Raw genomic sequence first — 14,767 nt, 5'->3', positions numbered from 1 at the left:
TAATAGCCCCTCCCTCAAACATCCCGTTGCCATTTAGGAAAAAAATACAGAATCTCCCTTGCCGCGCTTGCTTCGCTATTAGGCGAATGCACGGCATTATGTCTAAGATCTGTGCCAAAACGATATCTCAATGTATTCTCGCTATTATTTTGGGGATCAGTGACGCCTACTAACCTATTTAAAATTTCAGTGGCAGAATCTCTTTGTACCATTAAAATTTCCGATGGGCCTGAATCCATAAACGCGACAATGTTATTAAAGAATACTTCCTTAATATGCATGGGATATAGAAACATTATATCTCTTCTGCTAAGCACCCTCGTTTCTCTTGCTAACACCTTAAAACCTCTTTTTTCAAGAAATTCTATAATCTTTTTGACATAACCATTTCTTACAGCATCGGGCTTTATTAGAAAAAAAGATGTTTCCATTTGTTTCCCTCCTATGTTTTATTTGTACTATTAGTAGTATGAATACTTTTTATAATATTGTCAACTATTATACTCCGTTTCTGTCTCATTTTGACACCAATCAAGTATTCATATATAATTCAACTATACAATTACTTAATATTATGACTACACAATTATTTAAAATCACTCAAAATGTTATTATCCAGAATCAAGAAAAAGCTGTTTTAATCTTAAAACACAACACTGGCAAATGGCTCTTGCCAGGTGGGAAAATTCAAAAAGGTGAATCTTGGATTGATGCTTTAAAAAGGGAAATAAAAGAAGAAACAAAAATTACTGAATTTGAAGTAAAAAAGATATTAGACATTGACAGTTGGACAGAAAACGAAATTGGCTATTATGTTGCAACTTTTGTTGCTCAAGCGCTCGAAGCAGATAAAATCACTTTAAGCGATGAACATATTGATTATGCGTGGGTAAAACTTTCAGATTTAGATAATTATGATTTCTGGCATGAGAATATAAAAAAGAGAATTAAAAAAGCCTTATTATAAATTTATTGTGTCAATCAAAAAATCGCCCATTCGGCGATTTTTTTATACCTCTCGGTCTCTCGATAAAAAAGTCGGGCTGGGAGGACAGGATTCGAACCTGTATTGCAGCGTCCAGAGCGCTGTTGCCTACCATTAGCAGACCTCCCAATGTATTAATATTGTCTAAATGATATTAAATCTTTGCAACGATAAACCTCTTCTTTTCGTGAAATCTGAATATTTTTATATGTTTTATGCGGATTAAATCCTAAAATTCTTAACGCGCGAAAAACATTTTTAAGCAAAGATTCGTTTCTATTAGCAAATATAAACTTATAAGTATAGGTGGGCAAATGAACATTAAAAGACCCTTCTGCTTCAAATAACCCACGAAGGTATCTTATTAGATATTCCTTATTATTGCAAATCCAACGAGGAATATGAAAACATTTATCTCCCCTCGCGCCAGCGGGGATACCCAAGCGTTTACTAATATTTTTCTGATAAATTACAATGTTGATGCAATTACTTGTCTTTCTTTTTGATACCTTAGGTTTTTTGTTAAATGTTTGCTCAACCAATGTTGTATATCTATTCACAAATCCAGGATTGTTTGAGTTAGAATAAATTTCTAAAACTTCTGTTCTTGGAAATTTCCCAATATGACCATCTCCTAAAATCACACCAATTAATTCAGCTAAATCGCCTGTTTTTTCAAAAGGAGGATAATCTGTTTTTATTCGCCCTGCTTCAATTTCTTTCTGTCGCCACTGCTTGAAATTATCAATTTTATTTTTCTTAAAAGTTTTGGAAATTTTTGCAATGCTTAGGTGCGTATTTTTATTTAATCCCTTATTCCATGGAGATGGTCTATTCTTTAAGCTTTTTCTCCACTTAATATATCTTGGATCATTTTTATCTAATTTTTGCGATATAATAGGAAAAAATCCAACGCCTTTATCGCCAAATTGTTCTGCATACTCTTTAACACTACAATCATGCTTAGATTGTAAGTGTTTTTCTGTTATAAATTTAAAATAGCGGCCACAAAGCTTACACTTTATCATGCCACTATTATAACATAAAAACAATATTTTTAATACCACTTAGACGACTCCGTATCCACACCACTCCCTCCTATACTTTCAAATATCTCCTGACGGCGACTAGACTGCTTGTTGTTCCGAGGGCGATTCCGATGATGAGTTGCATCAGAAAGATAGCGAAGAAATTTGCCTGCAGGAAGTAAAAGAGGTCAGTTCCCGGCAGGTAAAGAGTAATCTTCGCGGACAAAGACCAAACGATAGGATACATTACGAATAAGGCGATTAAAGCGGCGATAATTCCGTAAAGCGCTCCCTCAACAATAAAGGGACCTCTGACAAACCAGTTGCTCGCGCCGACTAATTTCATTACTTTAATTTCTCGCCGAGCGCTGTAAATCGTCAAACGAATTGTGTTGAAAGAAACCAAAACCGCCAAGGCGGCGAGAACAAGCAAAACAATAAAACCAACCTGGCGAATACTTTTAGTAATAGCGGAAAGACGCGTAATGACCGCCTTGTTTTCTAGATAATTGATTTTATCAACAATTTCCTGATAATCGCCATTATTAAAGAACGCGACAATCGCTTCATATTGAGACGCCTGCTGCGCCTTAATATTTAAACTCGCTTCTAAGGGATTATTATCCAATTCGCCCAAACTCTGCATTAAAATTTCGTTGCTCTCGTGTTTTTCTTTAAATCTTTCCAATGCTTCGTCCGCGGAAACATATTCCGCGCTGCGAACCTCGCTTAGTTTAACTAATTTATTTCTAACTTCTAAAATATCTTCTTCTTCGGCGGTCAAATGGAAATAAACGCTGATGTCTATTTTGTCCTCAAGATTGGCTGTGAGCGAATTAATTAAAACATTGATTAGAAGCAAACTGGTAATGCCAAAAATAGCCAACGCCAACATTGAAATAGCCGAAGATGAAAGCCATTTATTTCTCCAAAAACTTAGCCAACCGGCTTTGGAAACCCTGATTAAAGATGTAATCATAATAATATATATTTCCCGTTTTGGGCGTCTTTTATAATCCTGCCCTTTTCGAGAGTGATGACCCTTCTGTCTAACCCGTTAATAATTTCGCGATTATGCGTTGATAAAACAACAATTGTTCCCAATTCATTAATTTTAATCAAAAGCCGAACAATTTCCCAGGCGTGAAGCGGGTCTAAATTGCCCGTTGGTTCGTCAGCGACTAAAATCTCGGGACGGTGCGCCAAAGCCCGCGCGATCGCGACTCTCTGTTTCTCCCCGCCTGAAAGTTGGCTCGGAAAATTTCCCGCCCGGTCGGACAAATTGACCAATTTTAGAAGTTTAGGAATGTCCCGTTCAATATCTTCGTCGTCTCTCCCCCCCACTTCCATCGCGAAAGCGATATTTTCGTAAGCCGTCTTTTCCGGCAAAAGTTTAAAGTCCTGAAAAACCATTCCAATCTTCCGCCGCCAAAGAGGCATTTCTTTCTCGGCGATTTCGCTTAAATCAAAACCGCGCCAAAGGATTTTCCCGCGAGTCGGAACTTCTTCGCGAATTAAAAGTTTAATTAAAGTGGACTTTCCCGCCCCCGAACGCCCCGCGATAGAAACAAACTCTTTATCTTTTATTTCCAAACTAACATTATCTATCGCCCTGCAATCCGGTGGATATATTTTTGAAACATTTTCAAATTTTATCATTTTACTTTTATGAACTTATCCAACTTCCCGTCCAAGACCCTTTCGGCGTCTCCAACCTTTACTCCCGTTCTATGGTCTTTGACCATTTGGTAAGGATGTAAAACATAAGAACGAATTTGATTGCCCCATTCAATATCCGTTGGCTGGCCTCTTAACAAATTTAATTCTTTTTGTTTATTCTTTAATAAATGAATATGAAGTTTGCCATAAAGCCATTTCATCGCCTGCTTCTTGTTATCGCCTTGCAATCTTTCGTTCTGGCAGCCAACAACAATCCCTGTCGGAAGATGCGTGATCCGAACGGCCGACTCTGTTTTATTGACATATTGCCCGCCCGGACCTCCCGCTTTATATGTCTCTACTCTTAAATCCTCTGGTCTGATAGTAATTTCTTTAAGTTCGTCCATTTCGGGCAAAACCTCAACCAAAGCGAAAGAAGTGTGGCGAAGATGATTGGCGTTAAAAGGAGAAAGACGAACTAGCCGATGAACGCCCATTTCTCCCTTAAGATATCCATAAGTGCTTGCGACTTCAACCACGAATGTCGCGTTTTTAAATCCCGCTTCCTTTCCTTCTTTAATTTGAAGAATGCGAACGGGCCAGTTTTTCTTTTTGGCGAACTTCAAATACATTTGAAAAAGCATTTCTGTCCAATCCTGCGCGTCGGCTCCTCCCGCGCCCGCGTAAATAGACAAAACTGCCCTTCGCCCGTCATATCCCGTTGATTTTTCCTCTAATTCACTCATTAGCGTATTCTAACACATTTCCGACTCTGGGGACAGTCCCCTCTTGGGGACTGTCCCTAAATTGCTAATTCGTGAGCCGAGGGTGGGAATCGAACCCACAACCTACGCGTTACGAGTGCGTTGCTCTACCCTTGAGCTACCTCGGCTTCGTGAGCGGGTGAAGGGAATCGAACCCTCGTCATCTGCTTGGGAAGCAGACGCTCTGCCATTGAGCTACATCCGCAATTATTCTACTGGAAAAAATACTCCCACCATTTCCAATAATTAGACGACTCTTCTTCTGTCGTCTCCGTATTATGGCTGCCATTAGATAAAGCGTCAAGATTAGAACTTGTGTTAAAATAGTCGGATAAAATAACAACCTTTTCGCCTGGTTTTTTCAGATTAAGTTTAAGACGAGCTTCTTTTTCTATAAACGACTCTTCTTTAAAATAGTCCATCAAATTCGCCAATTGCTGATTGCTTCCCTCTAACCGTTCAATCTCTAATTTTAAATTATCAACTTCTTTCGTTAATTGATGCTTGCGATAACTTTCTCTGCCTAAATTAATCACTAAATAAATCAAAGCCAAAACAGCTAAGAAGAGGAAAATCTTTGAACCCAAAACCTTTTTAATAATATTCTCGTCGCGAGATTGTTGAATCATTTGTCGTTTTGGTTTATTATAAAAATATGAAACTATCAACTAAAAACAAACTTTTTCGCTGGTCTTGGATTGTTCTTGCCGCGCTCGTTATTTTGAGCATGTCCTCTTTCCTCCTCGCGCCGATGTTTTAATCATACCTGTAATTTTTTACTTCTTCAACACCTTCAAAAACACATCTGAAGGAATATTGACTCTCCCTGATTGCATCATCTTTTTTTTACCCTTTTTTTGTTTTTCCAAAAGTTTTCTTTTACGGGAATAGTCGCCGCCATAAAGGTAGCCCGTCACATCTTTTCGCAAAGCGCTAATCGTTTCGCGAGCGATAACCTTTCCGCCAATCGCCGCCTGTAAAGCGATTGTAAATAATTGAGAAGGAATAACTTCTTTGAGTTTCTTAACCAAAGCCCTTCCTTCTTGGTCCGCCTTCGCGCGCGGGACAATCCGAGAAAACGCCTCTGCTTTTTCTCCGGCGATTAAAATATCAAGTCGCGTTAAGTCGGCTGGACGATAATCCGATAATTCATAACTCATGGACGCGTAACCGGCCGTTACATTTTTAAGTTTGTCATAAAAATCAATAATAATTTCGCCCAAAGGAGCTTCATATTTAATTAAAACTCTTTCACTGCTTAAATACTGGGTCTCGCCATAAATACCTCTTAAATTTTCCAAAATTTTCATTGTTTGACCCAAATAATTTACGGGCGTAATAATTTCCAAATTGATCCACGGCTCTTGGGTCTCCGCGAACCTGCTCGCGTCAGGAAAATCAGAAGCGGAAGAAATTACTTGATACCCTCTTTGTGAATCATCCAAAATACGGTAACTGACCGAAGGCGAGGTCGTCACCAAGTCTAAATCGTATTCCCTTTTAAGCCGCTCTGAAACAATTTCTAAATGAAGCATCCCTAAAAATCCGCAACGAAAGCCGCGTCCCAATCCTTCGCACGATTCTAATTCATAAACCAGAGAAGCGTCGCTTAAATTTAATTTAGCGAGTCCGTCTTTGAGAAGATCGTAATCGTTCGCGTCCACAGGATAAAAGCTGGCGAAAATGAGCGGACTCGGCTCTTTGTATCCGGGCAAAGGAAGAATAACGGGGACAGTCCCCATTTTGAATGGGGACTGTCCCCTTTTTGGCGAAATAATCGTGTCGCCCACCCGGCACTGCCCGATTTCTTTCAGGCCCGTGGCAACATATCCCGTTTCGCCCGCTCTTAATGTTTCTATCTTAACGAGCATTGGCCTAAAAACCCCAACCTCAATAACTTCCGTTTGAACTCCCGAAGCGAACATCTCTACTTTGTCACCCCTTTTAATTTCCCCATCCACGATTCTAATGTATGCGATCACGCCTTTGTATGTGTCGTAAGAGGAATCAAAAATCAAAGCCCTTAAAGGTTTTTCAAATTCGCCCGTTGGCGCGGGAATTTTTTTAATAACCTCTTCCAAGACCCGCTCCACATTCAATCCGCTTTTAGCGGAAATTTTAATAACATCTTCTTCGCCAACTTCAGTTAATTGGCTAATCTCTTTAATCGCTTCATCAACTTTAGCGTGTCCTAAATCAATTTTATTAACCACGGGGATAATAATCAAATTCTGCCCGCGCGCCAAATTAAGATTGGCGAGTGTTTGCGCTTGCGCTCCTTGGCTCGCGTCAACTAATAGAATTGTCCCCTCCACCGCCGCCAAACTCCGCGAAACCTCGTAAGCGAAATCAACATGCCCGGGCGTATCAATCAAATTCAAAAGATACCGCTCGCCCTTATATGTGTATTCCATCCGCGCCGGCTGAAGTTTAATCGTAATCCCCCTTTCTCTTTCCAAATCCATCATATCCAAAACCTGTTCCCGCATCTTTCTTTTCTCAACCGTCCCCGTCAATTCCAAAAAACGGTCAGCCAAAGTGGACTTCCCGTGGTCAATATGCGCGATAATAGAAAAATTCCGAATATGTGATTGAGGTATCATATTTTACTCCCTCCCGCTTCCAATTCCGAACCATGATATTTTCTTCCAAGGCAGGCGGCGCGATAATGCTTTGACAAATAAATCCAGTTCGCTTAATCGGAAGACCCAAGCGAAAAAGAAATACGACAAAACGCCGATTATGCCCGCCATTCCGCCCTGACAGCATATTTCAAAAACGCCCTTATGGCAAATAATTTCTCCGAAAGACCGCAAAAAAAGCCAACTCGCCAAAGCAGCGAGAAAAGAAGCTGAGACCATTTTTATTCCTGAAATAAGAACATCTTTTCCATTCAAATTAACGCCCGCGCCAAACTTTTTCCTAAGTTTCGCCCTAAAAAAGACCGCCAGTAAAATCAAATAAAAAATACTTCCTATGGCATAGCCAAGCGCCAAACCTGCCACGCCCAGCGAATAGGACAAAACCCAAGCCGCCGAGAGCCGCGCCGCCATTGCCGCGAAGCCGATTAAAAATGGCGTTTTGGAATCTTCCCAAGCGAAATAGCATCGCAAGAAAAGAAGAACCAACGCTTCGGCGAATAAAGCGATTGAAAAATACGCTAGTGTTTCCGCGGCTAAAGCCGTTTCTTGTGGACCGAATCGACCGCCTTGGAGAATGATACTAACGAGATGCGTTCGCAAAACAATAAACAAAGCAGACGATGGAAGAATAAAGAAAAGTATTTGGCGGACGGCGGAATAGAATGTTTTAATAAATCCTTCCAAATCATTTTTCTGCGCCGTTTCGGAAAGTTTGGGAAAAGCCGCCACAACGAAAGAAACGCCAAAGACACCCAAAGGAAAACTCCAAATATTCAAAGTCAAACTATAAATCGCGATGCTCCCAACCGTCAGAAGAGAAGCAAAAGCAGTCATAATCCAAATCGTAATCTGGGAAAGCCCTAAACTCAAGACCCGCGCGGGCATTAATTTGAAAATCCTTCTGACGCCGTCAAACCTGAAGTCAAAAACTGGACGCCACCTAAATCCGCAGAGAAAAGCAGTCGGAATTTGAATCGCCAAATGAAAAAAAGAGCCAAGCGCCACGCCATAAGCCAAACCTAAAAGACCAAAATAATTTGTCAAAACCAAAGCGCCAAAAATAATGCCTAAATTATACGCGATCGGCGCCATCGCGTAAGCGAGAAATCGACGAAAACTTTGCAAAATGCCTCCAAAAATCGCGGACAAACCCATAAAGAAAGGGCTTAAAAACATAATTCTGGTTAATTGGGAAGCAAGCGACAACTGCTCCGCGGAAAAACCAGGCGCGACTAATTTCATTATCCAAGGAGCGAAAATCGCCAAAAGAAAACACGCCGCCATTAAAGACAAGGCCATTAAATTAAGAACGCTATTGGCTAAATGCCAATGATTCGTATCTTGCGTTTTTTTATCTTGGTTGAGATAATTAACAAAGACAGGAATAAAGCCAGCCGAAACGGCGCCTAAAACAAGCAAAGAATAAATTAAATCCGGAATGCGAAAAGCGGCGTAATACGCATCCAACTCTCCGCCCGCGCCAAACATTCCTGCCAAAATTTTATCACGAATCAAACCCAAAAAACGACTTACAAAAGAAGCCGCTCCTAAAACAACAGCGGCCGAAAAAATCGTCTTTGATTGATTATTAAAAAATCGTTTTATCATCAAAATTCAAATGACGCGCCGATGAATTTATCTGTTTTTAGGTCGCCGTTAAAATTAATTCCTCCCGCGTTTAGTCTAGATGTTTCTGGATATCTCCATGAGACCTGCCAGTTAGACGGAAACTTTAATTGATGACTAAAGGCGCTTCCTAAACTGCCTAACTGCTTTTGCGTTAACAAACTATAACTATCAGTCGCCCCGGTCAAGCCAATCTTGAAAGGCAATTTGTATTTATAGGTCAAAACAACCGTTTCGCCCGGACTAACATAAGCCCAGTTGGCAAAAACTGTTTTGCCGCTTTCTTCAAAAATGCGCGTTCCAGTTTTAGAGTCAATAATCATACTACTCTCAATCTTCTCAACCAGCGGGTCTTTTTTAAAATTATTTTCTTCATAATCAATCGGCGGCTGATAAATTTCTAAACTTTGCCCCTCAGCGGAAATCAACTGACTCCCTAAAGGCAAATAAACCCTCAAATAATTCGCGTTAACTCTGTTCCACCAATCGTATGCCAAATCGCCTCCCTGATGCTGGCGAGTAATAGTGAGTGTGTCAATAACCGAACCGTCTCCTTGAATTTCCGCCTGATGAGCAATTGTTTCTTTAATCACCCAATCTGTTTTGTAGCCATTAATGTTTGACGAAACGACGCTTAAATAATCCTTATCCGTTGAAAGAATCTTTCCCGACCACCCCTCTTCGTCCGCTAATTTTTCCAAAGAAGGATTACTAAAAAACACTAAGATATGTTTTTCTTCTAAGCAATCAAAAATAATTTCCACCGCCTCTTTCTTTTTTTCCGCGGATAACTCGCCTATTTGTTTAATAAATTTCGGAGCAAAATCCGCCAAAATCTTTTTTGGCTGATTTAACTCTTTATCATAGTCGGTCTCCACTTTGTATTGAATTAATTCAACAAAACTGCTCGCGTCCAATTCAACGCCGTATTCCGGCATAGAAATAGGGCCAGTTAACGCCAAGAGGCGTTCAACTACAGTCGGTGTCAAACTAATCACACCATCAACCGTCGGCCCGCCTGTTTTTTCGTAGAACCAAGCCACTTTTTGGGCGGAAGTCGGAAAGTCAGCGAACCAGTTCGCGTCATGCATTGACCAAGCGGTGCTAATTTTTTGAATCGGCTGCGGAGGAATAATTTTTTCTCGCAACTGTCCGTCCGCGTTATAAATACCGTCTATGAAAAGGTTCGTCAACGCGCCTCTGTCTAATGTGATTAAGCCATAAGTCCCGATAAATCCGCCTGTCGCCCTCGCTTCACCGTTGTTTTGAAAAATTAAAAGATACTGGCGAGGATTATCATGCCCTAAAATGCTCAAAAATGCCACTGAATAATCAAGCGCTTGAGAAAGCGTTTCTTTAACCAAAGGCAAATTTTCTTTCAAAAAAAGAATGCCGCTTTGGATATCTTCCGGCAACGATTTGATTTTAATCTGTTCAATCTCCTGATTGGCCGTCTCAATCTCGGTCAAAGCCGCTCTTAAATTATCCTTACTTAAAGCGATTGAATCCGTTAGAGTCCCGCCTTGCGGCGATTCAACAAGATTAAATAAATTATTTAAAGAAAAAAGATTAACCGCCGCGGCAAGTCCTTCGCCCGCTCGCGCTAAACTCTCGCCAACTTTAACTAAATGACTGCCCGAAGAAATTAAAGAACCGCCCGGCATTTGTTCCAAGACGCCTAAAGTCAACCGACCTAATTGATTAATATCTTGATGCGCTTCAAAAAAATCTGAACGCGCCAATCCAAAATTATGCTCGGCATCCTGCCAATCAGACTCTTCTAACGACTGTTTGGCGGACAAAAGATTTTGATAAGCCGAAAGCCCGCTACTTAAAACATCCTCTTTGATTTTAAACCCATACCCAACCCAAGTGGCCGCCGGAACAATTAAAGCAATTAAAATCCCTGCCATTAAAAATTTAAACAAAGATTTATTCCCATCCGCCCGGACCTCTTTTTTATCCTCGCTCTCCGCGACTAAAACTGTTCCTCGCGCCACCTCGGGAAAATAAAATTCCTCTAACCCCGATATCCGTGGAAGAGAATTGAGGTCACGAGAATGTCGTTTTGAAAGGTCTGACCTTTGATTGTTTTTATCCAAAATATCCGCTTGCGCTTTTTCCTCTTGCGCTTTATTTTTTCTCTCCCCCTCTTCGGCCGCCCTTAAAAATTCTTCAAAATTTTCAATTTTATTCAACTCCGCCAAAATTTCCTCGCGAGTTGGCAAAACATCCAAATCGTCTGTATTTGTTAAAATAAAATTAAAAGATTCTTCTTTTGGCAAATCGTAAGGAATAAATTCTTTTTTCTTCTCCCCACTTAAATCCAAAATGTCGGTTATCTTCTCTATCCTTTCAACATCTAAAACGCCCGCCGCCGTAACGGGCTTAATATCATACAAAGCGGTAAAAACCCGCCCAAATTGTTTTGTCTTCCCCTCCATAATATACTTGTATTATACCACAAAATCTCCACAAGAAAAAATTTAACAAATCCGGGGACAGTCCCCATTCAGAATGGGGACTGTCCCCTCTTTAATTATATATCTTCACCGTTTCTCTCGCCATTTTTATCCAATCGTATTTTTTAACTCTTTTATATCCTTTTAAAATTAAATCTTTTCTTAACGCCTCGTTATCTAAAACCTCTTTAATTTTTTCCGCCATTTCATCTATGTTCTCTGAATTAAAATATACCGCCGCGTCTCCTAAAATTTCAGGCAGACAAGTCGCGTTTGAGGAAACCACGGGCAAACCGTAACTCATCGCCTCCAAAGGTGGAAGTCCAAATCCCTCACAGAGAGAAGGGAAAACATAAAGAGACGCCCCGCGATACAAAACTTCCAAATCGCTATCCGAAACAAAGTCGGTAAAAACCAATCCTTGAACATGAGAAAATTCTTTTTGAAGCCGTTGATAAAAATAGTCCATCTCCCCCACCAGAACTAATCTTAAATCCGAATGTTTAATTTTGGCAAAAGCCAAAATCAACCTTTCTAAATTCTTATGCGGGTAAGCATTCCCAACATAAAGCAAATAAGGGTTGGGGATATTAGATGGGGACTGGATATTAGGGGGCAGTCCCCCGCTTTCGGGGGCTGCTCCCGTCTGTATCACTCCCCCCTCATAAACCACCTCTATTTTCTCCGGACTAACTTTGAAATATTTTAAAATATCTTTTTTCGTATAATTAGAAATGGCGATAATTTTTTTCGCGCGACGCAAAGCGAGGGAAATAACAAAATGATAGGCAAAATTTTTAAACCAGTAAGAAAAAAAACCAAGCGTAGAAGCGCGGCGTGTGGGAAATCTTTTAAGAATTAAATCGTGGATAGTGACAACAAATGGTTTTGGGGCAAAAATTGGAACATTAAAATGAGGATAGTGTGTCAAGTCGGCTTTCTCGCGCCAAATTTTCCAAGGCATTAAAAACTGTTCTTTAAAACCATACCATCGGCAATCCGCCAAAACCTTTTTAAAATTTGGATTTTTAGGATAATATTCATCCCAATTTTCTCTTCTCAAAAAAACGAAGTATTTATTAATAACATCCTCCCTTTCTAAGTTTTCAACCAACTTCTGAACATAACGCCCCAACCCCTTTTGCTTAGGTCCGTAAAAACGCGCGTCAATTGCCATCTTACTTCGGATGGGGGCTGCCCCCGCAACGGGGGCAGCCCCCGTTTTCCCCAAAACAGCCATCGTCTTCTCCGCGCATTCTCGCCATGAGAATTTCTTCGCTTGCTCAAGGCCCGCCGCGATAATTCGTTTTCTTAATTCTTGGTCATTCAACGCGATTTCCATCGCCCAAGCAAGTTCGTCAATGTTGGCAGGGTCAACCATGAGAGCCGCTTTTCCAACAACTTCAGGCAGAGAAGAGTTACAAGAGACAATTACCGGCAAGCCGCAAGCCATCGCCTCTAAAGGAGGAAATCCAAATCCCTCAAAAAAACTTGGATAGACGAAAAGCTCGGCTAAGTTATAAAGAAATGGTTTGTCCGCATCTTCAACAAAGCCCGTAAAAAATATATCTTGGCTATATTTTGAATTTTGAGCCGCTTTGAAAATGTCTTTATAAAGCCACCCCTTTGTCCCGGCGATAACTAACTTCAATGACTTATCTTTTTTTAATAATTCAAACGCTTTAATAATACCGACAATATTTTTTCTCGGCTCAATCGTCCCGAAATATAAAATAAATTTATCGGGCAAATTATATTTCTTTTTAATCGCTTCTATCCAACAAGGGACAGTCCCTCGCGGCGAGGGACTGTCCTTGTCTATCTCTTTAAATCTTTCCGAAACCCCCGAATAAATCACCTCTATTTTTCTTTCATCAACGCCGTAAAGATTAACCAGGTCCGCCTTAGTTGAATTAGAAACAGCGATAATCTTGTCCGCTTTCTCCGCTTCTTTTTTTGTATTCATTAAAACCTTTTGCCACAATCTTTTTCTTTTAGAAAAAAATTCTGGATAATGCTCAAAGGACAAATCATGAAAAGTAATCACCTTACGACAATCGCGAGAAACGGGCGCGACAAAAAAATGCGGGTTAAAATAGACATCAATTCCGCCAAGCAGTTTGTCAATTTTTGGCGCGTTCAAATATCGCGCGACAGCAAAGAAAAAACGATTAGGGATTCTGCTGTCTTTAAGATGGACATTATCCAAACTAAGCCACGGATAATTCAGCTCCGCCTTGCGAAAAGCGTTGTAAAAAAGTTTGTAATTAACGCCCTTGTTCAAAGGCAAAAGTTCTGACAGGAGATTAATCGCGTATTCCTCCACCCCCGTCCTCGCCCCGCGCGCCAAAACTCTGATGTCAATTCCGATATTCATTTAGATACTCTTTTATTTTTTCCTACTTTACTTGCATATTCTCAGGGCAACCGTCATTGATTTCTCCTTCTCTTTCATTAATGTATGGTAAAATATCATTCGTGAAGCTGAATTTATGCCAGGGCTGTTCAACAAAAGACCAAAAAATATAATTTAGTTTCAATGTGTTTAAACCCATATCCCAAAATCCATCCAGAGTAAAAATTCCTTTCTTATTTCTTTCATCTTTCATTAAATTAGGTGTTTGAACGGCTACGCCCAAAGGCATTTTACCTGCGTATAGGGGGTAATAATCGTAAGCGGGTATTCTTTGTTTTTCAGGAAATCTTCCTTTATCAGGCACAAGGTCGGGACCGCCCGTACCAACTCCTGTTAAATAAAGATATTCAAAAAGATTAATAAATTCAGACGGACCATAATTCATGTACTGTATAACCACAGAATTGGGAAAAGCCAGAGCAGCTGCGTTATTTCTATGCATTATTCCGTCAACCAATTTTTCAACAGAATAACCCTCTGCTGTTGTAGTATCTATATCAAGAGCACTTTCCTCAAAAACTATTCCTTCAAAATTTTCTTTATCGTCAAATCTTTTTCCTAATTCTAATATAAGCAAGTTGAATCTTTCATTTACATTTGGGTCCCATATTCTCGAGACAGAACCCTTTCCTGATGTAAATAACTCAATGCCTCCATTATAGATTGGATCTTCATATAGATAATCAGGAACTGGCTTCTCACCTGCTTTAAATGTTCTATCTGATACTTGCACAAATAAGTGTTTATTATATTTTTTTACAAGTTCAAGCATCTCTTCAATTTTAGAAAAATCATAAACACCTTTTTCAGTTTCAAGTTGCCTCCACGTAAAGTAAGCTTGAAGTCCGGCAATATGATTTAAGGGGTTAGACAGAATTAACTCAATCTCATCAAGATCTTCTTCTGATGTAGGAAGAATATAATGGCCCGGATTCCATTTTTTGCAGGTAGTTAATGGTCCCTTTCCCCACTCGCTCATTAAGATGCCGAAGTCGCCTATGTCTATCTTGTTATCTTGGTTAAAATCAGTCATCTGTTTGTAAACTAAAACAGCTCCCGTAATTAATATGGAAAATAGAATGATGATTGTTATAATGATGATTGTTATAATGAGGGAGGTTTTGATTTTCATAAATTTTTGACTATTAACTAACCGTTATTAGAATAATATTATCTTAACCCCGC

At 40.0% G+C, this 14,767-nt stretch carries 12 protein-coding genes and 3 tRNA genes; 1 reads left to right on the top strand and 14 read right to left on the bottom strand.

What is annotated here, in order from left to right; all coding sequences use genetic code 11:
• Window positions 1-14: 14 nt before the first annotated feature.
• On the bottom strand, window positions 15-431 hold the full coding sequence (locus tag KKF19_02490) for a nucleoside-diphosphate kinase (protein MBU2579801.1): 417 nt from the start codon (window positions 429-431) through the stop codon (window positions 15-17).
• 143 nt (window positions 432-574) lie between these two features.
• On the opposite strand from KKF19_02490, the gene KKF19_02485 reads away from it, so the two are divergent.
• Complete coding sequence (locus tag KKF19_02485) at window positions 575-967, top strand: NUDIX hydrolase (protein ID MBU2579800.1); 393 nt, start codon at window positions 575-577, stop codon at window positions 965-967.
• Between the two features lie 76 nt (window positions 968-1,043).
• Here the strand turns inward: KKF19_02485 and KKF19_02480 are convergent.
• The 13 genes from KKF19_02480 to KKF19_02420 all read right to left on the bottom strand — a co-directional run bounded on the left by KKF19_02480 (window position 1,044) and on the right by KKF19_02420 (window position 14,714).
• A tRNA-Gln gene (locus KKF19_02480) sits at window positions 1,044-1,114 on the bottom strand.
• Between the two features lie 5 nt (window positions 1,115-1,119).
• On the bottom strand, window positions 1,120-2,037 hold the full coding sequence (locus KKF19_02475; GenBank protein MBU2579799.1) for an LAGLIDADG family homing endonuclease: 918 nt from the start codon (window positions 2,035-2,037) through the stop codon (window positions 1,120-1,122).
• 46 nt (window positions 2,038-2,083) lie between these two features.
• The gene (locus KKF19_02470) at window positions 2,084-2,992 is read right to left on the bottom strand and encodes an ABC transporter permease (protein ID MBU2579798.1); all 909 of its coding nucleotides are present in this window, start codon (window positions 2,990-2,992) and stop codon (window positions 2,084-2,086) included.
• Window positions 2,989-3,672: a cell division ATP-binding protein FtsE gene (ftsE, locus tag KKF19_02465; GenBank protein ID MBU2579797.1), complete on the bottom strand. Its 684-nt coding sequence runs from the start codon at window positions 3,670-3,672 to the stop codon at window positions 2,989-2,991. The genes KKF19_02470 and ftsE overlap by 4 nt, the downstream gene beginning before the upstream one ends.
• Window positions 3,669-4,418 carry a PCRF domain-containing protein gene (locus KKF19_02460; protein MBU2579796.1) on the bottom strand — a complete coding sequence of 250 codons (750 nt, stop codon included), beginning with the start codon at window positions 4,416-4,418 and terminating at the stop codon, window positions 3,669-3,671. Before KKF19_02460 ends, ftsE begins: the two co-directional genes overlap by 4 nt.
• 74 nt (window positions 4,419-4,492) lie before the next feature.
• Window positions 4,493-4,564, bottom strand: a tRNA-Thr gene (locus KKF19_02455).
• Window positions 4,565-4,570: 6 nt separating this feature from the next.
• A tRNA-Gly gene (locus tag KKF19_02450) sits at window positions 4,571-4,641 on the bottom strand.
• A gap of 7 nt (window positions 4,642-4,648) precedes the next feature.
• Complete coding sequence (locus KKF19_02445; GenBank protein ID MBU2579795.1) at window positions 4,649-5,065, bottom strand: septum formation initiator family protein; 417 nt, start codon at window positions 5,063-5,065, stop codon at window positions 4,649-4,651.
• Between the two features lie 147 nt (window positions 5,066-5,212).
• Complete coding sequence (gene lepA, locus KKF19_02440) at window positions 5,213-7,039, bottom strand: translation elongation factor 4 (GenBank protein ID MBU2579794.1); 1,827 nt, start codon at window positions 7,037-7,039, stop codon at window positions 5,213-5,215.
• Window positions 7,040-7,042: 3 nt separating this feature from the next.
• A complete protein-coding gene (gene murJ / locus KKF19_02435) occupies window positions 7,043-8,686 on the bottom strand; it encodes a murein biosynthesis integral membrane protein MurJ (GenBank protein MBU2579793.1) in 1,644 nt (547 codons plus the stop codon).
• Window positions 8,686-11,148 carry a DUF4012 domain-containing protein gene (locus KKF19_02430; GenBank protein MBU2579792.1) on the bottom strand — a complete coding sequence of 821 codons (2,463 nt, stop codon included), beginning with the start codon at window positions 11,146-11,148 and terminating at the stop codon, window positions 8,686-8,688. Before KKF19_02430 ends, murJ begins: the two co-directional genes overlap by 1 nt.
• Window positions 11,149-11,239: 91 nt before the next feature.
• Entirely contained in the window at window positions 11,240-13,543 is a 2,304-nt protein-coding gene (locus KKF19_02425) for a glycosyltransferase family 4 protein (GenBank protein MBU2579791.1), read from the bottom strand.
• Between the two features lie 22 nt (window positions 13,544-13,565).
• Window positions 13,566-14,714, bottom strand: a complete 1,149-nt coding sequence (locus tag KKF19_02420) for a hypothetical protein (GenBank protein ID MBU2579790.1) — start codon at window positions 14,712-14,714, stop codon at window positions 13,566-13,568.
• Window positions 14,715-14,767 lie beyond the last annotated feature (53 nt).

This window comes from Patescibacteria group bacterium (assembly GCA_018830295.1).
Lineage (GTDB): Bacteria > Patescibacteriota > Minisyncoccia > Portnoybacterales > UBA2143 > JAHJSM01.
The sequence above is the reverse complement of the archived record's forward strand: the minus strand, read 5'-3'. Positions and strand labels throughout refer to the sequence as shown.

Bases quoted from the DNA above. Each gene is read 5' to 3' on its own strand.
- KKF19_02430 (MBU2579792.1), bottom strand. From the start codon at position 11,148: ATGGAGGGGAAGACAAAACAATTTGGGCGGGTTTTTACCGCTTTGTAT.
- KKF19_02470 (MBU2579798.1), bottom strand. From the start codon at position 2,992: ATGATTACATCTTTAATCAGGGTTTCCAAAGCCGGTTGGCTAAGTTTT.
- ftsE (MBU2579797.1), bottom strand. From the start codon at position 3,672: ATGATAAAATTTGAAAATGTTTCAAAAATATATCCACCGGATTGCAGG.
- KKF19_02460 (MBU2579796.1), bottom strand. From the start codon at position 4,418: ATGAGTGAATTAGAGGAAAAATCAACGGGATATGACGGGCGAAGGGCA.
- KKF19_02445 (MBU2579795.1), bottom strand. From the start codon at position 5,065: ATGATTCAACAATCTCGCGACGAGAATATTATTAAAAAGGTTTTGGGT.
- lepA (MBU2579794.1), bottom strand. From the start codon at position 7,039: ATGATACCTCAATCACATATTCGGAATTTTTCTATTATCGCGCATATT.
- KKF19_02490 (MBU2579801.1), bottom strand. From the start codon at position 431: ATGGAAACATCTTTTTTTCTAATAAAGCCCGATGCTGTAAGAAATGGT.
- KKF19_02425 (MBU2579791.1), bottom strand. From the start codon at position 13,543: ATGAATATCGGAATTGACATCAGAGTTTTGGCGCGCGGGGCGAGGACG.
- KKF19_02485 (MBU2579800.1), top strand. From the start codon at position 575: ATGACTACACAATTATTTAAAATCACTCAAAATGTTATTATCCAGAAT.
- KKF19_02420 (MBU2579790.1), bottom strand. From the start codon at position 14,714: ATGAAAATCAAAACCTCCCTCATTATAACAATCATCATTATAACAATC.
- murJ (MBU2579793.1), bottom strand. From the start codon at position 8,686: ATGATAAAACGATTTTTTAATAATCAATCAAAGACGATTTTTTCGGCC.